Raw genomic sequence first — 25,238 nt, 5'->3', positions numbered from 1 at the left:
GCGCGGCCTGCGGCACGCGCCGGGGGGCGCCCCCCTCACCCGTACCCAAAGCCTCCCGCGCGTCTGGCGTGCGCCCGCTCCGGCGGGCCACGCTGGACCGGGGACCGGGGACCGGGGGATCGGGGGATCCGGGGGGACGGCGATGCGTGAGCGACGGGCCGCGGGGGTGCATGCCTTGCTGTGTGCCGTGGTGTGTGCCGTGCTGTGCGTCCTGCTGCTGACGGGCTGCCGGGGCCCGGCGGAGCGGGGCACGGCGGCGGACGGCGCGGCGGCCGGGGTGCGGGCGTCCGGGTACGGGGCGGTGTTCCTGGCGGTGGGCGAGTGCAGTTCGTTCGGCGCGGTCGCACCCACCGAGGTGCCCTGCGCCGGCGAGCGGGCGGCGGCCCGGGTGGTGGCCCGGGAGGACGGCCGCGCGAGCAACGGCCCGCCGTGCCCCGCCACCACCGACTTCGTCCTGCACATCAGCGAGCGGCGGCCGTCCGCCGACGAGGACGGCGACGGGGCCGTGCCCCGTGGGTACGCCTGCATGCGCAAGCTGCGGCCGCCGCATCCCGGCGATCCGGGCGGCGGGGGCGGCCCGCGCACCGTCGTCGGCGACTGCGTCCACGACATCGGCGGCGGCAAGGTCCGCGAGGCGGCCTGCGACGGGGGAGGCGAGTACGCCCCGCAGTTCAAGGTGGTCGAGGCGGTCGACACCCGGGCCGAGTGCCCGGCCTCGACCGGTCTGTACGTCCGGCTCGGCGGCGGCGAGCACCCGGTGGGCTGTGCCCGGCCGCTGTGAGCGGCCGGGCACGGTCACCGTGCCGGAGGAGCGGGTACTACGGGCGCAGCGCCGGCTCGCGCTCGACGTCCCGCTGGTCCAGCCTGGCGTCGAACGCCGCCAGCGGCCTGGCCGCCGACGGGTTCTCCTGGACCTTGGCCGGGGCGACGCCCGCCCAGTCCAGGATGCGGGCGGTGGCCCGCGCCTTCTCGTCGGGCACCAGACCGGCCACGTTCGCACCGTGGTTCATGCCGGGCGCGGTGAGGACGTAGGAGTCACGCGCGCCGTGGCCGAGGCGGAAGCGCTCGGCGCCCCACGGGTCGTTCTCGCCGTACACGAACAGCATGTGCCGGGCGTTGTGCCGCACCCAGGTGTCGACGTCCCGCATCGCCCACGGCTCGAACTTCATCGGGATCGAGCGGGGCACGAAGTTGCGCGGCGGCTGGTAGCCGTAGCGGATGTACTTCTTCTCGATGTGCGGGAAGTGGATCGTCGGCGCGCCCAGCTGGGTGCCCGCCTGGTAGTAGTACGGCGTGTACGTCTCAAGGCCCTGGTCCGTGTAGGCGGAGAAGCCGGAGATCGTGTCGACGGAGTCCCAGATCGCCTCGTCGGTGGCGTTCTTGGCGTCGGCCGGGATGCCCGCGCAGTCGGCGAGGGTGCTGTACTGCCAGAAGCCCCACACGTAGTCGAGGACGACGGCCTCGTAGGCGCGGTCGAGGCTGCCGATGGTGTCGAAGGTGTAGCCGCTCTCGGCCGCGTACGCCGCGTACTTCTTCTCCAGCGGCGCCCGGCGCACCAGCGCCTCGCGCTGCACGCCGTTGAGCTTGTCGCGGCACTCCTCGGTGCCGACGCGGGCGAAGAAGCGGTCGTAGGCCGAGTCCTCGCGGTTCACCACGTCGTTGGGGGCGACGTAGGCGACGACGCCGTCCATGTCGCGCGGGTAGAAGCGCTCGTAGTAGGTGGCGGTCATGCCGCCCTTGGAGCCGCCGGTGGAGATCCAGTTCTTGGAGTAGAGCGGCTTCAGGGCCTCGAAGATGCGGTGCTGGTCGCTGGCGGCCTGCCAGATGTCCAGCTTGGACCAGTCGGCCGGGGCGGGCCGGGACGGCGTGAAGTAGCGGTACTCCATGGAGATCTGGTTGCCGTCCACGATCTGGGTCGGCTCGCGCCGGCTGGGGTTCGTGGAGACGTTGTAGCCGCCGGTGTAGAAGACCGTCGGGCGGTTCACGTCCTTGTGCAGCACGGTGATCCGCTGCTGGAACGTGCCCTTGGACGGGCGCCGGTGGTCCACCGGCTGGGTGTAGTTGAGGACGAAGAAGCGGTAGCCGGTGTACGGCTTCTCCTCGATCAGGCTCATGCCCGGTATGGACAGCAGCCGGTCCTTGATGTCGACGGCCTTCGGCTCGGCGGCGGTGGCCGCGCCCGCCGTGCTGACGGTGCCTATGAGCACCACGAACGCCAGCAGCCATCTGAGCGCCTTGCGCATGCACCCTCCCTGTGAAACTGATGTCCGCCGGAAGCTATCGGAGCAACTCCCGCGGCACCAGGGTCAGCAGAGGATCCAGCCGGAGCCGACCGAGCTCTTGGACACCTTGCCGGTCACCCGCACGCAGCGCTTCCCGGCGTGCGCGGTCACCGGCCCGGCCCGGTAGGCGAAGCGGCCCGAGTCCACGACCGCCCGGCCGCCCCGTGCCTGCACGCTCACGGCCATCTGCCGCTTGGTGCCCGGCTTCTTGGGGACCGTGACGGCACAGACGTAGCCGCCGCGTTTGTACACGAGGACGGACCCGGTGGCGAAGGACAGGGTGCGCACCTTGCGGCCCGGGCACCCCGTGGCGGCCTGTGCGTCCTGCGGCATCGCGACGGCGAGCAGCGCGGCGGCGCTCAGCACGGCCGTGCCGAGCGCCAGCCGACGGCGAGTTGCGGTACCGGCCCGGCCCACTGCGGTCCCCCTCCTTAGGGCGATCACTCCGTAGGGCGATCACTGACGACGTACGGATGTACGGACGCAGGACGGGTGTCGCACGGTTGCGCGGTTGCGCGGGCCCGTCAGTGCAGCGCGCCGACCGGCTCCTCCGGTTCGGCCGCGCCGACGAAGGTCCGCCACAGCCGCGCGTACCGTCCATCGAGGGCCAGGAGTTCGTCGTGCGTGCCGTCCTCGGCGACCCGGCCGCCGTCCATGACGACGACCCGGTCCGCGCGGGCGGCGGTGGTCAGCCGGTGGGCGACCACCAGCGTCGTACGGCGTCCCGCTATGCGGTCGGTGGCCTGGTTGACCTGGGCCTCGGTGGCCAGGTCGAGGGCCGCCGTCGCCTCGTCGAGGAGCAGCACGTCCGGGTCGACCAGCTCGGCGCGGGCCAGCGCGATCAGCTGCCGCTGCCCGGCGGAGAGGTTGCGGCCCCGCTCTGCGACCTCGTGGAGGTAGCCGCCGGTGAGCGTGGCGATCATCTCGTGCGCGCCGACCGCCCGCGCCGCCGCCTCCACCTGGGCGTCGGTGGCGTCCGGACGGCCGTAGGCGATGGCGTCGCGGACGGTGCCGGGGAAGAGGTACGCCTCCTGCGGGACGACGCCCAGCCGGTGCCGGTAGGAGGTGAGGTCGAGGGCGCGCAGGTCCTGCCCGTCGACGGTGACCCGGCCGCCGGTCGGGTCGTAGAACCGGGCCACCAGCTTCACCAGGGTCGACTTGCCCGCACCGGTCTCGCCGACGAAGGCGACGGTCTGCCCGGCCGGGATGCGCAGGTCGATGCCGGAAAGGGCTGCGTCCGCCTCGTCGGCGCCGCCGTAGGTGAAGCGCACGTCCTCGAAGGCGATCTCGCCGCGCAGCGCGGTGACCTCGGACGGCTTCTCGGCGGCCCGCGTCGAGGCCGGTTCGCGCAGCAGTTCCTGGATGCGGCCCAGCGAGACGGACGCCTGCTGGTAGCCGTCGAAGACCTGGGAGAGCTGCTGGACCGGTGCGAAGAACAGGTCGATGTAGAGCAGGTACGCCACCAGCGCACCGGTCGTCAGCGTCGCGTCGTCGATCCGGGCCCCGCCCACGATCAGCACCGCCGCGGCGGCGGCCGACGACAGCAGCTGCACGAACGGGAAGTAGATCGAGATCAGCCACTGTCCGCGGATGCGGGCCTGCCGGTAGCTGTCGCTGCGCTCGGCGAACCGCCGGCCGCCGTCGTGCTCGCGCCGGAAGGCCTGCACGATCCTGAGGCCCGCCACCGACTCCTGGAGGTCGGCGTTGACCGTGGACACCCGCTCACGGGCGAGCTCGTAGGCCTTCACACTGGCCCTGCGGAAGTAGTACGTGGCGATGATCAGCGGCGGCAGGGTCGCGAAGACGATCAGGGCGAGCTGCACGTCGATCACCAGCAGGGCGACCATGATGCCGAAGAAGGTGACCACCGAGACGAAGGCGGTGACGAGGCCGGTCTGCAGGAACGTCGACAGCGCGTCCACGTCGGTCGTCATCCGGGTCATGATCCGGCCGGTCAGCTCGCGCTCGTAGTAGTCGAGGCCGAGCCGCTGGAGCTGGGCGAAGATCTTCAGGCGGAGCGAGTACAGGATCCGCTCGCCGGTCCGTCCTGTCATGCGGATCTCGCCGGTCTGCGCCCCCCACTGGGCGAGTACGGCGACCAGGCCGAGCAGCGAGGACGCCCACACCGCGCCGAGGGCGGCCTGGGTGACGCCGTCGTCGATGCCGTTGCGGATCAGCACCGGCAGCAGCAGGCCCATGCCCGCGTCCACGGCCACCAGGGCGAGGCTGATCAGCAGCGGTGTGCGGAAGCCGCGCAGCAGGCGCCGCAGGCCGTAGGAGGACTCGGGGCGGACCGCCTGTGCCTCGTCGATGTCCGGGGTGCCGTTGGCCGGGGGCAGCGCGTCGACCTGGGCGAGCAGCTCCGGGGTGGCCGGGGTGCCGGCCAGCGCGGTGTCCTTGGGGGCGCGGTCGCCGGTCCACAGCCGGGGTGTGACCCCGCGCTCGGCGTCGAACTCGGCGTCCAGCTCGTCGCGTACGGAGGTGTCGGAGGGGTCCTCCGCCTTCTCGGCGGGAGGCGTGTGGCCGGGCGAGACGCCGCCCAGCTCGTCGGGGTCGGTGAGCAGCCGCCGGTAGAGGGCGGAGCGCTCCTGGAGCTCCTCGTGGGTGCCGAGGTCGGCGAGGCGGCCCCGGTCGAGGACGGCGATGCGGTCGGCGAGGCCGAGGGTGGAGCGGCGGTGGGCGATGAGGAGCGTGGTGCGGCCCCGCATGACCTGCTTCAGCGCCTCGTGGATCTCGTGCTCCACCCGGGCGTCCACGGCGGAGGTGGCGTCGTCCAGGACCAGCAGCCGGGGGTCGGTGAGGATCGCCCGGGCGAGCGCGACGCGCTGGCGCTGGCCGCCGGAGAGGGTGAGACCGTGCTCGCCGACGGTCGTGCCGTAGCCGTCGGGCAGCTCGGTGATGAACCCGTGGGCCTGGGCGGCCCGCGCGGCGGCCTCGACCTCCTCGTCGGTGGCGTCCGGGCGGCCGTAGGCGATGTTGGCGCGGACGGTGTCGGAGAAGAGGAAGGAGTCCTCGGGCACCAGGCCGACGGCGGCCCGCAGCGAGTCGAGGGTCAGCTCGCGCACGTCGTGGCCGCCGACCAGGACGGCGCCGCGCGTCACGTCGTAGAAGCGCGGCAGGAGCAGCGAGACGGTGGACTTGCCGGAACCGGAGGAGCCGACGACGGCGAGGGTCTCCCCGGCGCGGATCTCGAAGGACAGCCCGTCCAGGACCGGCCGCGGCTCCCCGTCGCCCGTGTCGTAGCCGAAGGCGACGTCGTCGAACTCGACGGTGGCGGGCGCGTCGGCCGGCAGGGTCTTGGTGCCGTCCTCGATGGCCGGCTCGGTGTCGATCAGCTCCAGGACGCGCTCGGTGCCGGCCCGGGCCTGCTGGCCGACGGTGAGCACCATGGCGAGCATCCGGACCGGGCCGACCAGCTGGGCGAGGTAGGTGGAGAAGGCGACGAAGGTGCCGAGGGTGATGTGCCCGCGGACGGCCAGCCAGCCGCCGAGGGCGAGCATGGCGACCTGCCCGAGGGCGGGTACGGCCTGGAGGGCCGGGGTGTAGGTGGCGTTCAGCTTGATGGTGCGCAGCCGCCCCGCGAAGAGCTTGCGTCCGACCTCCCGGAGCTTCCCGGTCTCCTGCTCCTCCTGCCCGAAGCCCTTCACCACGCGTACGCCGCTCACCGAGCCGTCGACCACCCCGGCGACGGCGGCGGCCTGCGCCTGGGCGTACCAGGTGGCGGGGTGCAGCCGGGTGCGGCTGCGGCGGGCGATGAACCACAGGGCGGGGGCGACGGCCAGCGCGACCAGGGTGAGCGGCAGGGACAGCCACGCCATGATCACCAGGGAGATCAGGAAGAGCAGGACGTTCCCGATGGTCATCGGGAGCATGAAGAGCAGGCCCTGGATCAGCTGGAGGTCGCTGGTCGCCCGGCCGACCACCTGGCCCGTGGACAGCTCGTCCTGCCGCCGCCCGTCGAGCCGGGTGATCGTCCCGTACATGTCGGTCCGCAGGTCGTGCTGGACGTCGAGGGCGAGCCGGCCGCCGTAGTAGCGGCGGATGTAGGTGAGGACGTAGACGACGGCCGCGGCGCCGATCAGCAGACCGGCCCAGACGGCCATGTCCCTGGTCTTGTCGCCGATCACGTCGTCGATGATCACCTTGGTGATCAGGGGCACGAACGCCATGACGGCCATGCCGCCCAGCGAGGCCCCGAGGGCGAGTACGACGTCCTTGGGGTTGCGCCAGGCGTACCCCGCCAGTCGTCGTACCCAGCCCCGTTGCGCGTCCACGCCGTGCCCTCCGGTCGGTCGTCCTGCTCACCTGATCTACCGCAAGGCACCAACACGGGCGAGCGGGGATTTCATCCCGCCGCAACAATCGGCCGGGCTGATCAGACCCGCACGCGGAGCCTGAGGAAGCGGGTGGTCTGTACGGCGTTCTGGTTGTCGTCGCTGACGACGAGGACGTCCGTGCGCCCTCCGGAACGGCCGGTCACGGCCATCCCCTCGAAGTTGTCGAGCAGGGGGTTGGGCTGGGGCTGCTTGGCCGTGGCACCGAGTGCGGGGCAGTCGGCGAGGTCGGCGAGGAGCCTCTTGTGGAGAGCGGTGCCGCGGCCGGGCCGGTCGGCCAGGTGGAGGCGGACGGTGTTGCCGACACCGGCGGTGAAACCGCGCTCCAGGACGAGGAGGCGCCCGCCGGGGACCGCGGTGACCTCGGAGACGCCGAGACCCGGATCGGTCCGGTAGGTGTACTGGGCACCGAGCCGGAAGTGGCCGTGCCCCGTCCGCTGCCAGGTCTGGAAGCGGACCAGGTCGGCGGGGTCGCCGTCGAGCGGGTACTCCATCGAGGCGAGCAGGGTCCGGCCGCCGGGCAGAAGGGTGAGCCCCTCGAAGCTGCCGTTGGCCCGGGCGCGGCCCTCGGGGGCGGTGCGCAGGTCGTCCGGCACGGGCAGACGGCCGAGCAGCTCGCCGGTGCGGGAGTAGCGGCGCACGGACGGCTCGGTCTCGGAGGAGACGAGGTAGCTGCCGTCCGTGTCGGCGACCAGGCCCTCGGCGTCGAGGGCGGCGCCGTTCTCGTCGGCGAGCGGGACCACGTCCCGCGGCCGCAGGGTGCGCGCGTCCAGCCGGAAGAGGGACGAGCGGTCGGAGAGGGCGGCCAGGGAGCCGCGCCGGCCGGGGGCGAGGGCCGAGAGGTTGCCGACGTAGGTGCCGTCGTACGTCGTCTTGTCGAGGGCGTCGGAGAAGCCGGTGAGGGAGACGGCGGACGAGCAGGCGTTCGCCGGGTGCCGCTCCTGTGCGGCGGCCGGTCCGGCTGCGGTGAGGCAGCCGGCGGCGGCAAGACCTGCGGTGAAGGTGGCGAGTGCGGTGCGGAGGGTTCTCGGGCGCATGCGCGTCACCCTAGGGCGCGGGGATGGACGGAAGTTGACCGCTTTTCGAACCGGTGATCGCCATGCGGGGCCGGTCCGCCCACCGTCACGCAATCGACACTCTCCGTACACCCCACCTCCAACATGTCCATGTCACTCTCGGTCTACCGCTCCATTCCACACGCGTAGATCGGACACCCCACATGCTCGCGATACGCACCCGGCGCCGGAAGGCGGTCGTCCTCGCCGCGGGCGCCGTCCTCGCCGGACTCACCGCACCCTCCCTGACGGCGAGTCCGGCCACGGCGACCACGACCACCGCGACGGCGAACACCGCGACCACGAACACGGACTACGACGACACGTACTACAAGGACGCGATCGGCAAGACGGGCGCGAGCCTCAAGTCGTCCCTCCACACCATCATCAGCGACCAGACGAAGCTGTCGTACTCGGCGGTCTGGGACGCGCTCAAGGCCACCGACGAGGACCCGGACAACAGCGGGAACGTGATCCTGCTCTACTCGGGCGTCTCCCGCAGCAAGTCGCTCAACGGCGGCGACACCGGCGACTGGAACCGCGAGCACGTGTGGGCCAAGTCCCACGGCGACTTCGGCACCTCGACCGGGCCCGGCACGGACATCCACCACCTGCGCCCCTCGGACGTCCGGGTCAACAGCGTCCGGGGCAACAAGGACTTCGACAACGGCGGCAGCGCGGTCAGCGAGGGCGGCGGCAGCCTCACCGACTCCGACTCCTTCGAGCCGCGCGACGCCGTCAAGGGCGACGTGGCCCGCATGATCTTCTACATGGCGGTCCGCTACGAGGGCGGCGACGGCTTCGCCGACCTGGAGGTCAACGGCCAGGTCGACAACGGCAGCAACCCGTACATCGGCAAGCTCTCGGTGCTGAAGGAGTGGAACGACGAGGACCCGCCGGACGCCTTCGAGGAGCGCCGCAACCAGGTCGTCTACGACGACTACCAGCACAACCGCAACCCGTTCGTCGACCACCCGGAGTGGGTGGAGTCGATCTGGTAGGCGGCCTCACACCGGGTAGGGGGCGGCCGCACGGGCCGTGCGGAGCGCCCCCGCCCACCACGCGAGCTGCTCCAGCAAGGTCTTGGCGTATCCGGGGGCCGCGTCGTCGAGCGGCTGTCCGTCCTGCCACGCGGTGAAGTAGTTCGGGAAGGCGAGTCCGTCGCGGATCGTCACCGCGTGCAGTTCGGTCAGCACGTTCTCCAGGTGGAGCACCGCGTGCCGGCCGCCCGCCGCGCCTCCGTAGCTGACGAAGGCGACCGGCTTGGCCGTCCACTGGGTGAAGTGCCAGTCGATGGCCGCCTTCAGGGACGCCGGATAGCTGTGGTTGTACTCGGGCGTGACCACGACGAACGCGTCGGCACCCGCCAGGGCCGAGGTGAGCGCGGCCATGCCGGCCGGTCGTGGGTAGGAGTCGCCGGCGTACTTGGGCGACTCCGCCGGCAGGGCGAGGGGGACGTCGATGTCGGCCAGGTCGACGACCTCCACCTCGAACCCGCCGTGCCGACGGGCCTGTTCGGCGACCCAGGAGCCCACCACGGGCCCGAACCGGCCCTCACGGACGCTTCCGACGACGATCACGAGCTTGTGCTTGTTGATGTCCATGCCGCCACTCTCGACGGCCGCCGAAGGCACAGCCAGACTCTGCTCGGGCTGGCCCCGACAGGGCCACCTTGAGGAGTCCCCCGGCGGCAGGAGACGGCGTAGCCTCACGGCATGGGGACACCGTTGGGAGACTTCGTCCGGACCAGGCGCGACAGCATCCAGCCCCAGGCGTTGGGGCTGCCCGATCACGGCCGTCGCAGGTCACCGGGGCTGCGGTGATCGGACGTCGCGGCGCGGGCCAGGATCAGCGTCGAGTATCTGACCCGTATCGAGCAGGGCCGGGACCGCAATCCCTCGGTCGCCGTGCTGAACGCGCTCGCCGACGCGCTCGCCCTGGGCCCGGCGGAACGCGGGCACCTGCGCTACCTGTCGAAGATCACCGGCGGGGAGTGCACCGCCCACGCTCGCCCCGGGCCACCGAGCCGGGAGGTGCGCCCCTCCGTGCTGGAGACCCTGCGCCTCCTGGAACCGGGCATCGCCATGGTGACCAACCGGCTCGGCGACATCCTCGCATGGACCGCCGCCTTCGGGACCGTGACGGACGGCTCGGGTCTGCTGGAGACGGACGAACCGAACCTCACCCGGTACGTCTTCACCGACCCCCGTGCCAGAGCGTTCTTCGTCGCCTGGGACGACGTGGCCGACGAGCAGGCGTTCGATCTGTGGCTCGGCCCGAAGATCGAGAACGCGGAGTGGTTCACCGCGGAGCTGGCGCCCGCCGCCGGCCCCGACTTCACCCGGCGCATGAACCGGCACGTGGTACCGGCGCGTGGTGTGCTGCGGATCGGCCACCCCGGCGGGAGCGAACTGCGGCTGCGCCGCGAGACGCTGGAGCTCACCTCGGACGCCCAGCAGCTCGTCGTCATGCTGCCCGCGGACGAGGAGACGGCGGCCGCCGTCGAGCGGCTGCGGGACCGGACGGGGGACCGCCCCCGGCTGCGCGCGATCTCGTAGCGCCGCCGCTCAGCCCCGGTGCGTCGGCGCGAACATCCGCAGTACGGCCGGGAGGACGACCACCGAAGGGCCCGGTGCGGCCAGGGCCTTCGCCAGGTCCGTCTCCAGGGTCTCTGGCGACGTCCGCACGCCCGGCACCCCGAACGACTCGGCCAGGGCGACGAAGTCGGGTCCTGGCAGGTCCGTGGCCGTGGGCTGCCCGAAGGCGTCGGTCATGTACGCGCGCAGGATGCCGTAGCCGCCGTCGTCGACGACGAGCCAGGTGACGTTCAGGCCGTACTGGCGGGCGGTGGCCAGTTCGGCGACGGAGTACAGGGCGCCGCCGTCGCCGGAGACGGCCAGCACCGGGTGGGTGGGGTCGGCGACGGCGGCACCCAGGGCCGCCGGGAAGGCGTAGCCGAGGCCGCCGGCGCCCTGGGCGGAGTGCATGGTGTTCGGGGCCTTGGCGTCGAAGGCGGACCAGGCCCAGTAGGCCAGGACGGTCATGTCCCAGAACGAGGGGGCGCGGGGCGGGAGGGCCTTGCGTACGGCGGCCAGGACGTCCTGTTCCAGGGTGAGTTCCTGGGCGGCGATGCGCTCGCGGACCTTGTCCAGCACCGCGCGGACCCGCTCCGGGGCGGCCGGGCCGGTGCGCTCGCCCGCCCGCTCACCCAGCGTCTCCAGCAGGGCCTGGAGGGCGAGGCGGGCGTCGGCGTGGATGCCGAGGGCCGGGTGGTTGGACTCCAGTTTGCCGAGGTCCGCCTCGATCTGGATCACCCGGCCGCGGGGCGCGAACGTGTGGTAGTTCGAGGAGAGTTCGCCGAGCCCGGAGCCGACCACGAGGAGTACGTCGGCGTCCTCCAGGAAGTCCGTCGTGTGCCGGTCCTCCAGCCAGGACTGGAGGGAGAGGGGGTGCGCCCAGGGGAAGGCGCCCTTGCCGCCGAAGGTGGTGACGACGGGCGCCTGGAGCCGCTCGGCGAGCCGGCGCAGCTTCGTCGACGCGTCCGCGCGGACCACTCCCCCGCCCGCGACGATCACCGGGCGTTCGGCGCGCGCGAGCAGGTCTGCCGCCACCGCCGTCAGCTCGGGGCGCGGGGGCAGCTCCTCGGGGAAGGTGTCGCCGCCCGTCACCACGGGGACCGAGGTCTCGGCGAGGAGGACGTCCTGCGGGATCTCCACCCACACCGGGCCGTGCGGGACGGTCAGCGCCGACGTCCACGCCTCGGCGATCGCGGACGGGATCTGGGACTGGGTGCGGACGGTGTGCACGGACTTCACCACGCCCCGGAAGGAGGCGGCCTGGTCGGGGAGTTCGTGCAGGTAGCCGTGGCGGCCGCCGCCGAGGCCGGCCGTGGGGACCTGGCTGCCGATCGCCAGGACGGGCGCGGAGGCCGCCCGCGCCTCCTGGAGTGCGGCGAGGGAGGTGAGGGCTCCCGGGCCGGTGGACAGCAGCAGCGGGGCGGCCTCGCCGGTGATCCGGCCGAAGGCGTCGGCGGCGAACCCGGCGTTGTTCTCCACCCGCAGGCCGATGTAACGCAGGCCGGAGCGGCGCAGGGCGTCGAACACGCCGAGGGCGTGCTGACCGGGCAGGCCGAAGACGGTGGTCGCGCCGAGCGCGGCCAGGGACTCCACGACCAGGTCCCCGCCGGTGCGGCCGGGGGGAGGATTCAGCGCGGCCTCCGCCTGGGCCGGGGTCGGACGGAGCACCAGGTCGTGGTCGTGGGTCACTTCGAACGCGCCTCGGCGATCTGGCGGGACATGATCGTGGTCAGCTCGTAGGCGGTGTGGGACGCGGCCACCGACGTGATCTCCGCGTGGTCGTAGGCGGGGGCGACCTCGACGACGTCGGCGGAGACCAGGTTGCAGGAGGCCAGGCCGCGCAGGATCTCCAGCAGCTCGCGGGAGGTCATGCCGCCCGCCTCGGGGGTGCCGGTGCCGGGGGCGTGGGCGGGGTCGAGGCAGTCGATGTCGATGGAGATGTACAGGGGGCGGTCCCCGATGCGCTGCCTCAGCTGGTCGGCGACCTCGTCGGCACCGCGGCGGTAGACGTCCGCCGACGTGACGATGCCGAAGCCCATCTTCTCGTCGTCGGTGAGGTCCTTCTTGCCGTACAGGGGGCCGCGGGTGCCGACGTGGGAGAGCGCGGAGGTGTCGAGGACGCCTTCCTCCACCGCGCGCCGGAAGGGGGTGCCGTGCGTGTACTCGGCGCCGAAGTAGGTGTCCCAGGTGTCCAGGTGGGCGTCGAAGTGGAGCAGGGCGACGGGGCCGTGCTTCTTGGCGACCGAGCGGAGCAGCGGCAGGGCGATGGTGTGGTCGCCGCCCAGGGTCATCAGCCGGGCGCCGGTGCCGAGGAGGTCGTCGGCGGCGGCCTCGATCGTCTCGACGGCCTCGTGGATGTTGAACGGGTTCACGGCGATGTCGCCGCCGTCCGCGACCTGGGCGAGGGCGAAGGGCGAGGCGTCCTGCGCCGGGTTGTAGGGGCGCAGCAGGCGGGAGGCCTCGCGGATGGCGTTGCCGCCGAAGCGGGCGCCGGGCCGGTAGGAGACGCCCGAGTCGAACGGCACACCCACGACGGCGACGTCGGCGGCGCCGACCTCGTCCAGGCGCGGGAGCCGGGCGAAGGTCGCGGGCCCGGCGTAGCGCGGGATCCGGGAGGAGTCGACGGGACCGCGGGGCGTCTCGTTGCTGCTCATGCACTGCCTTCCTTCTTACGCTTCGTCGCGTATGTACTGCTGCTGTCCGACTGTACTGGTGAGCGGGGCAGCCGGTCGTCGCAGACTAGATGGCCGAAACCGGGCCGCGACATGTACATCCCGTCCATATCCGCCGCGGTGACTGGAGGAATCGGCACCCCGCGGAGAGCTCTTTCAGCCCCGCGTCCGTACAGCTCACAGGGATGCGACTTCAGACCAACGGCGCCCACCTTGCCCCTTTCCCGACAAGAGCCCCTCAGGGCCGGGGCGAATACCCCCTCCCTCGTAGCGGGGCAGGAGTGGCCGGATCGACGCCGGGGCGATCCGGGGTACCGCCCGGCTCAGCAGCACGCCGCACTACGGCGATCAGCCATGAATTCAGAGAGCGGTCGTCGGCAGCAGCCGCCGCCACCGCCGCCGCGTGCACGTCGTCGGGAAGACGAAGGTTCACATGCTTGGTCATAGGACCATTTTGGCACTGGGTCCATTACGGAGCTAGAATGGGACCATGAGTCGTTTCCGGATGTACCCGACGCGCGAGCAGGAGCAGCAGATGCTGCTGCACTGCGCGCACGCCCGGTACGTCTGGAACCTGGCCGTTGAACAGCACTCGCACTGGCGCAGGTGGCGCAAGGCCGCTCCAGGTTTCGCCGAGCAGTGCCGCCAGCTCACCGAGGCCCGCCACGAGAGCGCGTGGCTCGGCGCGGGAAACGCGAATGTGCAGCAGCAGGCGCTCCGGGACTTCGCCAAAGCCAAGAACGCGCGCTTCACCTCGGGCTTCGGTGAGCCGACCTGGCGCAGGAAGTACCGGCACGAGGGCTTCCGTGTCATCGGCGCCGATCGCGTACCCGACCACAACACCGACGGATCACCGAAGCTGAACGCGAAGACCGGCAAGCAGGTCATGGGCCGCTCCGTCACTCTGCAGAAGCTGAACCGCAGGTGGGCACAGGTCAAGGTGCCCGGCTGCGGATGGGTCCGCTTCCGCCTCAGCGCCAACGGCAAGGGCGCCCGGCTCCCGCAAGCGAAGACATTCCGCGTCACCTTCCGCAACGGGCAGTGGCACATCGCCTTCGCGGTCCTTCCCGAGCCGACCCCTGCGCCAGGTACGGGCCAGGCCATCGGCATCGACCGGGGCGTGAAGGTCACCGCCGCCCTGTCGGACGGCCGCACTCTCAACTGCCCCCAGCTCACTACCCGGGAACGCGCTCGGATCCGCAAGCACCAGCGGCGCGCGGCCCGAGCGGAGAAGGCCGGCCCGACAAAAGCGCTCGAGTACGCGAAGGTCGCCAAGCTCAAGGCGCGGGACGCCGACCGGCGCAAGGACTGGTGCGAGAAGACCAGCACCATGCTCGCCCGCACTTACGATCTCGTCCGGTTCGAGAAACTGAACATCAAGAAGATGACCCGCTCCGCCCGGGGCACGGTCGAGCAGCCCGGCAAGAAGGTGACCCAGAAGTCCGGCCTGAACCGGGCGATCCTCGCCCAGGGCTGGGGCTTGCTCCGGCAGCGCACCGGGCACAAGGCCCCCGGCCGGGTCGAGGACGTACCCGCCCCCTACACCAGTCTGCGCTGCAGCGCCTGCGGATGGATCGACAAGAACTCACGCAAGAGCCAAGCCGAGTTCGTCTGCTCCTCCTGCGGCTTCACCTGCAACGCGGACACCAACGCAGCAGTCAACGTCGTGGCAGGACAGGGCGGGATTCCCCGCCCCCGGCGAACAGCCGGTGCCGGAGGGACGACACCGCCCAGAGCGGTCGAGCGTCCGTGAACCTCAGCCCGTACGGGCTGTAATCCCCGCTTTTAAGAAAGGGGAGGATGTCAAAATGGAGCCATGCCGATACCCGGGACACCCAGCCGCGCCGAACTCGCCGAGCACCTCGTCAGAACGCGTATCGCGGGCGACGTCGCCACGCCCCGCGAGAACAACCTCTCCCACTACCGGAAGCTGGCGAACGGCGACCGGGGCTTCTGGCTCGGTCTGGAGCTGGGCGACCGCTGGAGCGACGAGCAGGACGTGCTCGCGGTGATGGCGGAGCGGGTCGGCGTCAACGACGACCCCGAGCACCGGTACGGCCAGGACACCATCGACCCGGAGCTGACCGTCTCCGCGCTGGAGCGGATGGCGGGGCGGCTGCGCAAGGCGGCCGAAGGCGGGCAGCGGGTGCTGTTCGCCACCGGTCACCCGGGCGGGCTGCTCGACGTGCACCGCGCCACGGCCGCCGCGCTGCGGACCGCGGGCTGCGAGATCGTCGTGATCCCGGAGGGGCTGACCACGGAGGAGGGGTACGTCCAGCAGTTCGCGGACGTCTCGGTGCTGGAGCACGGGGCCTCGCTGTGGCACACCCATTCGGGCGAGCCGATGAAGGCGATCCTGACCGGTCTGGAGCGCGAGGGCCGCCCGCTGCCCGACCTGGTGGTCGCCGACCACGGCTGGGCCGGTTGTGCCGCCCAGCACGGCGTGGACTCGGTCGGCTACGCGGACTGCAACGACCCGGCCCTCTTCCTCGCCGAGTCCGAGGGCACCCTCCAGGTGGCGGTGCCGCTGGACGACCACGTGGTCAGCCCGCGCTACTACGACCCGATGACGGCGTACCTGCTGACGGAGGCCGGGCTGAAGTAGCCCGAGCCCCCCCCCCCGCGGCTCGGCTCCCGCTCCTCCTACGGCCAGGGGTTGAGCCCTTCCGTGCGGCGCTGCGCGAACCCCGGCGTCGGGTCCAGGTAGACCCGGCGCACGATCGGGAACTCCTCGCGCAGCCGCTGCTCGGCCCGCTCGCACGCCCACTCGATCTGCGCCGCCGTCGACACGTCCCGGAAGTCGACCTTGGCGGCGACCAGGGCCTCGCTCGGCCCCTGCACGAGGGTGGTCAGCTCCAGTACGGCCTCGATGTGCTCGACGGCCACCAGCTCCGCCCGGATCCGGTCCCGCACGGAGCGCGACAGGGGGCGCCCGACCAGGAACTCGACGTTGGAGCGGCCCAGCACCCAGGCGACGTACAGCAGCAGTGCGCCGATGCACAGCGAGGCCACGGCGTCCCAGACGCCGGAGCCGGTGAGCTGTCCGCCGAGCAGTCCGCCCGCGGCCAGCAGCAGGCCGGCCAGCGCGGCGGTATCCTCCATTACGACGGCCTTCACGGCGGTGTCGGGCGTGCGGCGCAGGTAGCGGCCGAAGGAGACCCGGTGGTGGGCGGCCTCGCCGCGGACCTGTCTGAGCCCGGTGCGCAGCGAGTAGCCCTCCAGGACGAAGGCGACGGCCAGGACGATGTACGACACCAGCGGGTCGCCGAGGTCCTCGCCGTGGGTGAGGGTGTGGATGCCGTCGTAGAGGGAGAAGACGGCGCCGCCGACGAAGGTGGCGACGGCCGCGAGCAGCGCCCAGACGTAGCGTTCGGGTCCGTGGCCGAGGGGGTGGTCCTCGTCGGCGGGGCGGACGCTGCGCTTGAGCGAGGTCAGCAGCAGCACCTCGGTGACGGTGTCGGCGACCGAGTGCGCGGCCTCGGAAAGCATGGCGCTGGAGCCGCTGATCACTCCGGCCACCGCCTTGGCGACGGCGATGCCCAGATTGGCGAAGGCGGCGACGAGCACCGTGAAGGTGCTGTCGCCGTTCTTCTTCGCGTCGGCCGTGTCCCCGGTGTCCGCCATGCCCCTCAGTGTTCCCGAGGGACCCGGACCACGCCTTCCTGGACGACCGAGACGGCGAGCCGCCCGTCCTGGGTGTGGATGCGGGCCTGGCCCAGGCCCCGGCCGCCGGACGCGGACGGCGACTGCTGGTCGTACAGCAGCCATTCGTCGGCGCGGAAGGGCCGGTGGAACCACATGGCGTGGTCCAGCGAGGCCCCGACGACGTCGCCGACGGCCCAGCCGCCGCGGCCGTGCGCGAGCAGGACCGAGTCGAGCAGGGTCATGTCGGAGACGTAGGTGGCGAGGACGACGTGCAGCAGCGGGTCGTCCGCGAGCTTGCCGTTGGTGCGGAACCACACCTGGGAGTGCGGCTCGCGCGGGGTGCCGAAGTCGCCGAAGGGCGGGTCGTCGACGTAGCGCAGGTCGACGGCGGCGCGCGCCTCCAGGAAGCGCTCCACCGTCTCGGCGGGCAGGTGCGGGTAGCCGCGCAGCCGCTCCTCACCGGTGGGGAGGGTCGCCGGGTCCGGTGCGGGCGGCATCGGGGCCTGGTGGTCCAGGCCCTCCTCGTACGTCTGGAAGGAGGCCGACAGGGTGAAGATCGGCTTGCCGTGCTGGACGGCGACGACGCGGCGGGTGGTGAAGGAGCGGCCGTCGCGCAGCCGGTCGACGTTGTAGACGATGGGGGCGCCGGGGTCGCCGGGGCGCAGGAAGTACGCGTGCAGGGAGTGCGCGTGCCGGTCCGCGGGGACCGTGCGGCCGGCCGCGACCATGGCCTGGGCCGCCACCTGCCCGCCGAAGACCCGGGGGACGACGGCGGACCGGGAGCGGCCGCGGTAGATGTCCTCCTCGATCCGCTCGAGGTCGAGCAGGTCGAGGAGGGACTGGAGTGCTTCGCTCATGGCCAGTGGTTCCGCGGTCTACAGGCCCATGTTCTTCGCGATGATCGACTTCATGATCTCGCTGGTGCCGCCGTAGATGCGGTTGACGCGGTTGTCCGCGTACAGGCGGGCGATCGGGTACTCGTTCATGTAGCCGTAGCCGCCGTGCAGCTGGAGGCAGCGGTCGATGACGCGGTGGGCGACCTCGGTGCAGAACAGCTTGGCGCTGGCGGCCTCGGCGGGGGTCAGCTCCCCGGCGTCCAGGGCCTCGGTGGCGCGGTCGGCGACGGCCTCGGCGGCGTCCACCTCGGCCTGGCAGGCGGCCAGCTCGAACTTGGTGTTCTGGAAGTGGGCGACCGGCTTGCCGAAGACGGTGCGGTCCTGCACGTACTGGGTGGCGAAGCGGACGGCGGCCTTGGCCTGCGCGTAGGCGCCGTAGGCGATGCCCCAGCGCTCGGAGGCCAGGTTGTGGCCGAGGTAGTAGAAGCCCTTGTTCTCCTCGCCGAGCAGGTCCTCGACGGGGACCTTGACGTCGACGAAGGCCAGCTCGGCGGTGTCGGAGGTGCGCAGGCCCAGCTTGTCGAGCTTGCGGCCGACCGAGTAGCCCTCGGACTTGGTGTCCACGGCGAACAGGGAGATGCCGTGGCGGCGGTCCTCGGCGGTGGGCGCGGCGGTGCGGGCGCAGACGATGACCCTGTCGGCGTGCACGCCGCCGGTGATGAAGGTCTTGGCGCCGTTGAGGACGTAGTGGGTGCCGTCCTCGGAGAGCTTGGCGGTGGACTTCATGCCGGCGAGGTCGGAGCCGGTGCCGGGCTCCGTCATCGCGATGGCCCACATCTCCTCGCCGGTGACGAACTTCGGCAGGTAGCGCTTCTTCTGCTCGTCGGTGGCCAGCATGTTGATGTAGGGCAGGGCGAGCAGCACGTGGACGCCGGAGCCGCCGAACTGGACGCCCGCGCGGGCGGTCTCCTCGTAGAGGACGGCCTCGAACTTGTGGCTGTCCATGCCGGCGCCGCCGAACTCCTCGGGCACGTTGATGCCGAAGATGCCCAGCTCGCCGAGCTGGTAGTAGAACTCGCGCGGCGCCTGGCCCGCGGCGAACCAGTCGTCGTAGACGGGGACGACCTCGGCCTCGATGAAGGCGCGCAGGGTCTCCCGGAACGCCTCGTGGTCCTCGTTGAACACCGTACGGCGCACCGCGCCACCTCCAGGGTACGAATATCTAAGCGCTTGCTCAGACTCAACCGTACCGGCGGGTAGGGACAGGCGTCCAGACCGGGACGCGGGTAACCCTCGTCGCTCCCCCCGGGAGGGGCGCCCAGGGCACCCGCTACGCCTCCCCCACCGCCGCGAACGCCCCCCGGGCCATCCGGTGCAGCAGGGACGCCGTCACCGCGCGGCCGGGCAGGGAGCCGGGGCGGCCCAGGTGGGGGGTGGAGTTCAGCAGGCCGAAGACCGAGTGGACCGCGGAGCGGGCGGCGGGCTCGGCGAGCGCCGGGTAGACCTCCCGGAGCACCCCGACCCACAGCTCGACGTACTGCCGCTGCAACTGCCGCACCATCTTGCGGTCGGCGTCCCGCAGGCGGTCCAGCTCGCGGTCGTGCAGGGTGATGAGCGGGCGGTCGTCGAGCGCGAAGTCGATGTGCCCCTCGATGAGCGAGTCGAGGACCGCCTCGGGTCCCGGCGCGCCGGAGCCCGCCCGGGAGCGGCCCGACCCGTCCGCCTCCGCGAGCCGCCGCTTGGCCCCGGTCAGCAGCGAGTCGCTGATCCCGACCAGCAGCTCGGCGAGCATCGCGTCCTTGCCGGGGAAGTGCCGGTAGAGACCGGGGCCGCTGATGCCGACCGCGGCGCCTATCTCGTCGACGCCCACCCCGTGGAAGCCGCGCTCGGCGAAGAGCCGGGCGGCCTCCTTGAGGATCTGCTCGCGGCGGGTGGGGGCGTCGGTTCTGGTGGCCATGAAGTCGATTCTAGACAGGGGGGTTAGCGGTCGTTAACCTGAAGGAAATGCGTTAACGCTCATTAACTGGTCGACCACTGGGTGAGGGGACCGCGGGATGCACGAGGCACCGGAGCTGACGACGGCGGCGGATCCCGCCTCGGAGGCCTTTCGGGCCAACGAGGAGGCGCACGCCGCCCTCGTTCAGGAACTGCGCGCCAAGCTCGCGGCGGCCCGGCTGGGCGGCGGCGAGCGGGCGCGGGCCCGGCACACCGCGCGCGGCAAGCTGCTGCCGCGCGACCGCGTGGACGCGCTGCTCGATCCGGGCTCGCCGTTCCTGGAGCTGGCGCCGCTCGCGGCCGACGGGCTCTACGACGGGGCGGCCCCGGCGGCCGGCGTGATCGCCGGGATCGGCCGGGTCAGCGGCCGCGAGTGCGTGATCGTGGCGAACGACGCCACCGTCAAGGGCGGCACGTACTACCCGATGACCGTGAAGAAGCACCTCCGGGCGCAGGAGGTGGCGCTGGAGAACCGGCTGCCGTGCCTGTACCTCGTCGACTCGGGAGGCGCCTTCCTGCCCATGCAGGACGAGGTCTTCCCGGACCGCGAGCACTTCGGGCGGATCTTCTACAACCAGGCCCGGATGTCGGGCGCGGGCATCCCGCAGATCGCCGCCGTCCTCGGCTCCTGCACGGCGGGCGGCGCCTACGTCCCGGCGATGAGCGACGAGGCCGTGATCGTCCGCAACCAGGGCACGATCTTCCTCGGCGGTCCGCCGCTGGTGAAGGCGGCCACCGGTGAGGTGGTCACCGCGGAGGAGCTGGGCGGCGGCGAGGTCCACTCGCGCGTGTCCGGCGTGACCGACCACCTCGCCGAGGACGACCCGCACGCCCTGCGCATCGTGCGGCAGATCGTCTCCACCCTGCCGGAGCGCGGCACCCTCCCCTGGGGCGTGCAGGCGGCCGTCGAGCCGAAGGTGGACCCGCAGCAGCTGTACGGCGCGGTGCCGGTCGACTCGCGCACCCCCTACGACGTCCGCGAGGTCATCGCGCGCGTGGTGGACGGCTCCCGCTTCGCCGAGTTCAAGTCCGAGTACGGGCAGACCCTGGTCACCGGCTTCGCCCGGATCCACGGCCACCCGGTCGGGATCGTCGCCAACAACGGCATCCTGTTCTCCGAGTCGGCCCAGAAGGGCGCCCACTTCATCGAGCTGTGCGACCAGCGCGGCATCCCGCTGGTGTTCCTGCAGAACATCTCCGGGTTCATGGTGGGCCGGGACTACGAGGCGGGCGGTATCGCCAAGCACGGCGCCAAGATGGTGACGGCGGTGGCGTGCACGCGCGTACCGAAGCTGACGGTGGTCGTCGGCGGCTCGTACGGCGCGGGCAACTACTCGATGTGCGGGCGGGCGTATTCGCCGCGCTTCCTGTGGATGTGGCCCAACGCCAAGATCTCCGTGATGGGCGGCGAGCAGGCCGCGTCCGTGCTGGCCACGGTCAAGCGGGACCAGCTGGAGGCGCGCGGCGAACAGTGGCCGGCCGAGGAGGAGGAGTCCTTCAAGGCACCGGTCCGCGCCCAGTACGAGCGCCAGGGCAACGCCTACTACGCGACCGCCCGCCTGTGGGACGACGGCGTGATCGAGCCCGCCGACACCCGGCAGGTGCTGGGCCTGGCCCTGACCGCGTGTGCCAACGCGCCGCTGGGCGAGCCCCAGTTCGGCGTCTTCCGGATGTGAGGAGGGGACCCATGCAGAACACGAACGAGACGCCACGCATGTTCGACACCGTGCTCGTCGCCAACCGGGGTGAGATCGCCGTCCGCGTCGTCCGGACCCTGCGCTCGATGGGCGTGCGCTCGGTGGCGGTCTTCTCCGACGCCGACGCGGACGCGCGGCACGTGCGGGAGGCCGACGACGCGGTACGGATCGGCCCGGCGCCCGCGACGGAGAGCTATCTGTCCGTCGAGCGGCTGCTGGAGGCGGCGGCCCGTACGGGCGCGCAGGCGGTCCACCCGGGGTACGGCTTCCTCGCCGAGAACGCGGGTTTCGCGCGGGCCTGCGAGGAGGCGGGGCTGGTCTTCATCGGGCCGTCCGCCGACGCGATCGCCCTGATGGGCGACAAGATCCGCGCCAAGGAGACGGTGCGGGCGGCCGGGGTGCCGGTCGTCCCCGGCTCCAGCGGCAGCGGGCTCACCGACGAGCAGCTCGCCGACGCCGCCCGCGAGATCGGCACCCCGGTGCTGCTGAAGCCGTCGGCGGGCGGTGGCGGCAAGGGCATGCGGCTGGTGCGGGACGCGGCGGTGCTGGCCGACGAGATCGCCGCCGCGCGCCGCGAGGCCCGTGCCTCCTTCGGCGACGACACGCTGCTGGTGGAGCGGTGGATCGACCGTCCCCGGCACATCGAGATCCAGGTGCTGGCCGACGGCCACGGCGGCGTGGTGCACCTGGGCGAGCGCGAGTGCTCGCTCCAGCGCCGCCACCAGAAGGTGATCGAGGAGGCGCCCAGCGTCCTGCTGGACGAGGCGACCCGGGCGGCGATGGGCGAGGCGGCCGTGCAGGCGGCCCGCTCCTGCGGCTACCGGGGCGCGGGCACGGTGGAGTTCATCGTGCCCGGGAGCGATCCCTCCCAGTACTACTTCATGGAGATGAACACCCGTCTCCAGGTCGAGCACCCGGTGACCGAGCTGGTGACCGGCCTGGACCTGGTGGAGTGGCAGCTGCGGGTGGCGGCGGGCGAGCCGCTCGGGTTCGGGCAGCAGGACGTACGGCTGACCGGGCACGCGATCGAGGCCCGGCTGTGCGCCGAGGACCCTTCGAGGGGCTTCCTCCCGTCCGGCGGCACGGTACTGCGGCTGCGCGAGCCCGAGGGCGACGGCGTGCGCACCGACTCGGGGCTCAGCGAGGGCACCGAGGTCGGCAGCCTGTACGACCCGATGCTGTCCAAGGTGATCGCGTACGGCCCCGACCGGGAGACCGCGCTGCGCAGGCTCCGGGCGGCGCTGGCCGGGACGGTCACCCTGGGAGTGCAGACCAACGCCGGGTTCCTGCGGCGGCTGCTCGCGCACCCGGCGGTGGTGGCGGGCGAGCTGGACACGGGGCTGGTGGAGCGCGAGGTCGACGGCCTGGTCGCCACCGACGTGCCGGAGGCGGTGTACGAGGCGGCGGCGGCCGTCCGGCTGGAGGCGCTCCGCCCGCGCGGTGAGGGCTGGACGGACCCGTTCTCGGTGCCCAGCGGCTGGCGCACCGGCGGCGCACCCAAGCCGGTCGCCTTCCACCTGCGTGCGCCGGGACTCGAACCCGTCACTCACACTCCGCGCGGCACCCACACCGTCACCGGCGAGCGGGTCGCCGTCACCCTGGACGGCGTCCGGCACACCTTCCACCGGGCCGCCGACTGGCTGGGCCGCGACGGCGACGCCTGGCAGGTGCGCGACCACGACCCGGTGGCCGCCTCACTCAACCGGGCCGCCCACGCGGGCGCCGACTCGCTGACCGCGCCGATGCCGGGCACGGTGACGGTGGTGAAGGTCGCCGTCGGCGACGAGGTGAGCGCCGGGCAGAGCCTGCTGGTGGTGGAGGCGATGAAGATGGAGCACGTCATCTCCGCCCCGCACGCCGGCACCGTCGCCGAGCTGGACGTGGCGCCGGGCACGACCGTCGCCATGGACCAGGTACTCGCGGTCATCGAACCGACCGACGACGCGACGGAGGAGACGGCATGAACGCCCCGGAACTCGGCCTCCCGATGCCCGTACCGGCCGAGGGCCTCCCCGCCCGCGTCCGCATCCACGAGGTCGGCGCGCGCGACGGGCTGCAGAACGAGAAGGCGACGGTGCCGACGGCCGTCAAGGCGGAGTTCATCCGCCGGCTGGCCGGCACGGGCCTGACCACGATCGAGGCGACGAGCTTCGTCCACCCCAAGTGGGTCCCCCAGCTGGCGGACGCCGAGGACCTGTACCCGCAGATCTCCGGCCTGCCGGTGTCGCTGCCGGTGCTGGTGCCGAACGAGCGCGGCCTGGACCGGGCCCTGGCGCTCGGCGCGCGCAGCGTCGCGGTCTTCGCCAGCGCCACGGAGTCCTTCGCCAAGGCCAACCTCAACCGCACGGTGGACGAGGCGCTGGCCATGTTCGAGCCGGTGGTGACCCGGGCGAAGGCGCAGGGCGACGACGTCCGCGTGCGGGGCTACCTCTCGATGTGCTTCGGCGACCCGTGGGAGGGCCCGGTCCCCGTCCCCCAGGTGGTGCGGGTCTGCCGGGCCCTGCTGGACATGGGCTGCGACGAGCTGAGCCTCGGCGACACCATCGGGGTGGCGACCCCGGGCCATGTGACGGCCCTGCTCACCGCGCTGACCGGGGCGGGCGTGCCGGTCTCCGCGCTGGGCGTGCACTTCCACGACACCTACGGCCAGGCCCTGGCCAACACGCTGGCCGCGCTCCAGCAGGGCGTCAGCACGGTCGACGCCTCCGCCGGCGGGCTCGGCGGCTGCCCCTTCGCGAAGTCCGCCACCGGCAACCTCGCCACCGAAGACCTCGTGTGGATGCTGCGGGGCCTCGGCATCGACACCGGGGTCGACCTCGGCCGTCTCGTCGCCACAAGCGTCTGGATGGCCGCGCACCTGGGACGGCCCAGCCCGTCCCGCACCGTTCGAGCCCTCTCCCACCAGGAGTCGTGAACACCATGGACCACAAGCTCTCCCCCGAACTGGAAGAACTGCGCCGTACGGTCGAACAGTTCGCGCACGACGTGGTGGCGCCGAAGATCGGCGACTTCTACGAGCGGCACGAGTTCCCGTACGAGATCGTCCGCGAGATGGGCCGCATGGGCCTGTTCGGGCTGCCGTTCCCGGAGGAGTACGGCGGCATGGGCGGCGACTACTTCGCCCTCGGCGTGGCCCTGGAGGAGCTGGCCCGGGTCGACTCGTCGGTGGCGATCACCCTGGAGGCGGGCGTCTCGCTGGGCGCGATGCCGATCCATCTCTTCGGCACCGAGGAGCAGAAGCGCGAGTGGCTGCCCCGCCTCTGCTCGGGCGAGATCCTGGGGGCGTTCGGCCTCACCGAGCCGGACGGCGGCAGCGACGCGGGCGCGACCCGTACGACGGCCCGTCTGGACGAGGCGACGAACGAATGGGTCGTCAACGGCACCAAGTGCTTCATCACCAACTCCGGCACGGACATCACGGGCCTGGTGACGGTCACAGCGGTCACCGGCCGCAAGCCGGACGGACGGCCCCTGATCTCGTCGATCATCGTCCCGTCGGGCACCCCGGGCTTCACGGTGGCCGCCCCGTACTCGAAGGTCGGCTGGAACGCGTCGGACACCCGTGAGCTGTCCTTCGCCGACGTCCGGGTCCCGGCGGCGAACCTGCTGGGCGAGCTGGGGCGCGGCTACGCGCAGTTCCTGCGCATCCTGGACGAGGGCCGGGTCGCCATCGCCGCGCTGGGCACGGGGCTCGCGCAGGGCTGTGTGGACGAGTCGGTCGCCTACGCGAAGGAACGTCACGCCTTCGGCAAGCCGATCGGCGCCAACCAGGCCATCCAGTTCAAGATCGCCGACATGGAGATGAAGGCCCACACGGCCCGCCTCGCCTGGCGGGACGCGGCCTCGCGGCTGGTGGCGGGCGAGCCGTTCAAGAAGGAGGCGGCACTGGCGAAGCTGTACTCCTCGACGGTCGCGGTGGACAACGCCCGGGACGCCACCCAGGTCCACGGCGGCTACGGATTCATGAACGAGTACCCGGTCGCCCGGATGTGGCGGGACGCGAAGATCCTGGAGATCGGCGAGGGCACCAGCGAGGTCCAGCGGATGCTGATCGCGCGGGAGTTGGGGCTGGCGGGCTGAGGCTCCCGGGCGCCGGGGGTGGGCGCCGTACGGCCCCACCCCTGGACAAGATCTGAGGTTAGGCTA

At 72.2% G+C, this 25,238-nt stretch carries 20 protein-coding genes and 1 pseudogene; 9 read left to right on the top strand and 12 right to left on the bottom strand.

All coding sequences use genetic code 11. The features are described 5' to 3' along the window. Nucleotides 1–142 precede the first annotated feature (142 nt). Complete coding sequence (locus ACH4D3_RS06925; RefSeq protein ID WP_398317299.1) at nt 143–781, top strand: hypothetical protein; 639 nt, start codon at nt 143–145, stop codon at nt 779–781. A gap of 37 nt (nt 782–818) precedes the next feature. Here the strand turns inward: ACH4D3_RS06925 and ACH4D3_RS06920 are convergent, their stop codons facing one another. The 4 genes from ACH4D3_RS06920 to ACH4D3_RS06905 form a co-directional block, all read right to left on the bottom strand. After that, on the bottom strand, nt 819–2,243 hold the full coding sequence (locus ACH4D3_RS06920) for a S28 family serine protease (RefSeq protein ID WP_398317296.1): 1,425 nt from the start codon (nt 2,241–2,243) through the stop codon (nt 819–821). 63 nt (nt 2,244–2,306) lie between these two features. After that, nucleotides 2,307–2,699, bottom strand: a complete 393-nt coding sequence (locus ACH4D3_RS06915; RefSeq protein ID WP_398317293.1) for a hypothetical protein — start codon at nt 2,697–2,699, stop codon at nt 2,307–2,309. Between the two features lie 107 nt (nt 2,700–2,806). After that, nucleotides 2,807–6,556, bottom strand: coding sequence for an ABC transporter ATP-binding protein (locus tag ACH4D3_RS06910; protein ID WP_398317290.1), 3,750 nt, complete (start codon nt 6,554–6,556; stop codon nt 2,807–2,809). 101 nt (nt 6,557–6,657) lie between these two features. Beyond that, a complete protein-coding gene (locus ACH4D3_RS06905; protein ID WP_398317287.1) occupies nt 6,658–7,653 on the bottom strand; it encodes an esterase-like activity of phytase family protein in 996 nt (331 codons plus the stop codon). 182 nt (nt 7,654–7,835) lie between these two features. On the opposite strand from ACH4D3_RS06905, the gene ACH4D3_RS06900 reads away from it, so the two are divergent. Next, on the top strand, nt 7,836–8,672 hold the full coding sequence (locus ACH4D3_RS06900; RefSeq protein ID WP_398317284.1) for an endonuclease I family protein: 837 nt from the start codon (nt 7,836–7,838) through the stop codon (nt 8,670–8,672). A gap of 6 nt (nt 8,673–8,678) precedes the next feature. Here the strand turns inward: ACH4D3_RS06900 and ACH4D3_RS06895 are convergent, their stop codons facing one another. After that, nucleotides 8,679–9,275, bottom strand: a complete 597-nt coding sequence (locus ACH4D3_RS06895; RefSeq protein ID WP_398317282.1) for an NADPH-dependent FMN reductase — start codon at nt 9,273–9,275, stop codon at nt 8,679–8,681. A gap of 111 nt (nt 9,276–9,386) precedes the next feature. On the opposite strand from ACH4D3_RS06895, the pseudogene ACH4D3_RS06890 reads away from it, so the two are divergent. Continuing rightward, nucleotides 9,387–10,229: pseudogene (locus tag ACH4D3_RS06890) on the top strand (helix-turn-helix domain-containing protein). A 9-nt stretch (nt 10,230–10,238) separates the two neighbouring features. Here the strand turns inward: ACH4D3_RS06890 and ACH4D3_RS06885 are convergent. From ACH4D3_RS06885 to ACH4D3_RS06875, 3 genes are all read right to left on the bottom strand, one after another. Further along, nucleotides 10,239–11,936, bottom strand: coding sequence for a thiamine pyrophosphate-binding protein (locus tag ACH4D3_RS06885; RefSeq protein ID WP_398317279.1), 1,698 nt, complete (start codon nt 11,934–11,936; stop codon nt 10,239–10,241). Further along, a complete protein-coding gene (speB, locus tag ACH4D3_RS06880; protein WP_189742104.1) occupies nt 11,933–12,901 on the bottom strand; it encodes an agmatinase in 969 nt (322 codons plus the stop codon). Before speB ends, ACH4D3_RS06885 begins: the two co-directional genes overlap by 4 nt. 256 nt (nt 12,902–13,157) lie before the next feature. Then, nucleotides 13,158–13,364 carry a toxin-antitoxin system HicB family antitoxin gene (locus ACH4D3_RS06875; RefSeq protein ID WP_398317276.1) on the bottom strand — a complete coding sequence of 69 codons (207 nt, stop codon included), beginning with the start codon at nt 13,362–13,364 and terminating at the stop codon, nt 13,158–13,160. A 45-nt stretch (nt 13,365–13,409) separates the two neighbouring features. Between ACH4D3_RS06875 and ACH4D3_RS06870 the strand changes: the two genes are divergently transcribed. Both ACH4D3_RS06870 and ACH4D3_RS06865 read left to right on the top strand, forming a co-directional pair. Continuing rightward, entirely contained in the window at nt 13,410–14,672 is a 1,263-nt protein-coding gene (locus ACH4D3_RS06870; RefSeq protein WP_398317273.1) for an RNA-guided endonuclease InsQ/TnpB family protein, read from the top strand. A 63-nt stretch (nt 14,673–14,735) separates the two neighbouring features. Beyond that, nucleotides 14,736–15,524, top strand: coding sequence for a phosphatase (locus ACH4D3_RS06865; protein ID WP_398317270.1), 789 nt, complete (start codon nt 14,736–14,738; stop codon nt 15,522–15,524). 38 nt (nt 15,525–15,562) lie between these two features. On the opposite strand, the gene ACH4D3_RS06860 is transcribed toward ACH4D3_RS06865, so the two are convergent. The 4 genes from ACH4D3_RS06860 to ACH4D3_RS06845 form a co-directional block, all read right to left on the bottom strand. Then, nucleotides 15,563–16,543 (bottom strand): cation diffusion facilitator family transporter, encoded by a 981-nt coding sequence (locus ACH4D3_RS06860; RefSeq protein ID WP_398317267.1) that lies wholly within the window; start codon nt 16,541–16,543, stop codon nt 15,563–15,565. A gap of 5 nt (nt 16,544–16,548) precedes the next feature. After that, complete coding sequence (locus tag ACH4D3_RS06855) at nt 16,549–17,421, bottom strand: acyl-CoA thioesterase (protein ID WP_398317264.1); 873 nt, start codon at nt 17,419–17,421, stop codon at nt 16,549–16,551. Nucleotides 17,422–17,439: 18 nt separating this feature from the next. Next, nucleotides 17,440–18,597: an acyl-CoA dehydrogenase family protein gene (locus ACH4D3_RS06850; protein ID WP_398317261.1), complete on the bottom strand. Its 1,158-nt coding sequence runs from the start codon at nt 18,595–18,597 to the stop codon at nt 17,440–17,442. 133 nt (nt 18,598–18,730) lie between these two features. Further along, nucleotides 18,731–19,357 (bottom strand): TetR/AcrR family transcriptional regulator, encoded by a 627-nt coding sequence (locus ACH4D3_RS06845; protein ID WP_398317258.1) that lies wholly within the window; start codon nt 19,355–19,357, stop codon nt 18,731–18,733. 97 nt (nt 19,358–19,454) lie between these two features. Between ACH4D3_RS06845 and ACH4D3_RS06840 the strand changes: the two genes are divergently transcribed. Genes ACH4D3_RS06840 through ACH4D3_RS06825 form a run of 4 tightly spaced genes read left to right on the top strand, consistent with a single transcriptional unit; the run spans nt 19,455 to nt 25,172 of the window. Next, nucleotides 19,455–21,071: a carboxyl transferase domain-containing protein gene (locus ACH4D3_RS06840; RefSeq protein WP_398317255.1), complete on the top strand. Its 1,617-nt coding sequence runs from the start codon at nt 19,455–19,457 to the stop codon at nt 21,069–21,071. A 38-nt stretch (nt 21,072–21,109) separates the two neighbouring features. Then, nucleotides 21,110–23,056: an acetyl/propionyl/methylcrotonyl-CoA carboxylase subunit alpha gene (locus ACH4D3_RS06835; RefSeq protein WP_398318896.1), complete on the top strand. Its 1,947-nt coding sequence runs from the start codon at nt 21,110–21,112 to the stop codon at nt 23,054–23,056. Further along, on the top strand, nt 23,053–24,006 hold the full coding sequence (locus tag ACH4D3_RS06830; RefSeq protein ID WP_398317252.1) for a hydroxymethylglutaryl-CoA lyase: 954 nt from the start codon (nt 23,053–23,055) through the stop codon (nt 24,004–24,006). Before ACH4D3_RS06835 ends, ACH4D3_RS06830 begins: the two co-directional genes overlap by 4 nt. Nucleotides 24,007–24,011: 5 nt before the next feature. Beyond that, nucleotides 24,012–25,172, top strand: coding sequence for an acyl-CoA dehydrogenase family protein (locus ACH4D3_RS06825; protein ID WP_398318893.1), 1,161 nt, complete (start codon nt 24,012–24,014; stop codon nt 25,170–25,172). The last annotated feature ends 66 nt before the right edge of the window (nt 25,173–25,238 follow it).

This window comes from Streptomyces sp. NPDC018026 (genome assembly GCF_044327745.1).
Lineage (GTDB): Bacteria > Actinomycetota > Actinomycetes > Streptomycetales > Streptomycetaceae > Streptomyces > Streptomyces rubrogriseus.
This window is presented reverse-complemented; position numbering and strand designations above follow the sequence as displayed.

Coding starts and splice junctions, on each gene's coding strand:
- ACH4D3_RS06835 (WP_398318896.1), top strand. CDS start 21,110: ATGTTCGACACCGTGCTCGTCGCCAACCGGGGTGAGATCGCCGTCCGC.
- ACH4D3_RS06895 (WP_398317282.1), bottom strand. CDS start 9,275: ATGGACATCAACAAGCACAAGCTCGTGATCGTCGTCGGAAGCGTCCGT.
- ACH4D3_RS06900 (WP_398317284.1), top strand. CDS start 7,836: ATGCTCGCGATACGCACCCGGCGCCGGAAGGCGGTCGTCCTCGCCGCG.
- ACH4D3_RS06920 (WP_398317296.1), bottom strand. CDS start 2,243: ATGCGCAAGGCGCTCAGATGGCTGCTGGCGTTCGTGGTGCTCATAGGC.
- ACH4D3_RS06925 (WP_398317299.1), top strand. CDS start 143: ATGCGTGAGCGACGGGCCGCGGGGGTGCATGCCTTGCTGTGTGCCGTG.
- ACH4D3_RS06825 (WP_398318893.1), top strand. CDS start 24,012: ATGGACCACAAGCTCTCCCCCGAACTGGAAGAACTGCGCCGTACGGTC.
- ACH4D3_RS06870 (WP_398317273.1), top strand. CDS start 13,410: ATGAGTCGTTTCCGGATGTACCCGACGCGCGAGCAGGAGCAGCAGATG.
- ACH4D3_RS06830 (WP_398317252.1), top strand. CDS start 23,053: ATGAACGCCCCGGAACTCGGCCTCCCGATGCCCGTACCGGCCGAGGGC.
- ACH4D3_RS06860 (WP_398317267.1), bottom strand. CDS start 16,543: ATGGCGGACACCGGGGACACGGCCGACGCGAAGAAGAACGGCGACAGC.
- ACH4D3_RS06840 (WP_398317255.1), top strand. CDS start 19,455: ATGCACGAGGCACCGGAGCTGACGACGGCGGCGGATCCCGCCTCGGAG.
- ACH4D3_RS06845 (WP_398317258.1), bottom strand. CDS start 19,357: ATGGCCACCAGAACCGACGCCCCCACCCGCCGCGAGCAGATCCTCAAG.
- ACH4D3_RS06865 (WP_398317270.1), top strand. CDS start 14,736: ATGCCGATACCCGGGACACCCAGCCGCGCCGAACTCGCCGAGCACCTC.
- speB (WP_189742104.1), bottom strand. CDS start 12,901: ATGAGCAGCAACGAGACGCCCCGCGGTCCCGTCGACTCCTCCCGGATC.
- ACH4D3_RS06855 (WP_398317264.1), bottom strand. CDS start 17,421: ATGAGCGAAGCACTCCAGTCCCTCCTCGACCTGCTCGACCTCGAGCGG.
- ACH4D3_RS06905 (WP_398317287.1), bottom strand. CDS start 7,653: ATGCGCCCGAGAACCCTCCGCACCGCACTCGCCACCTTCACCGCAGGT.
- ACH4D3_RS06875 (WP_398317276.1), bottom strand. CDS start 13,364: ATGACCAAGCATGTGAACCTTCGTCTTCCCGACGACGTGCACGCGGCG.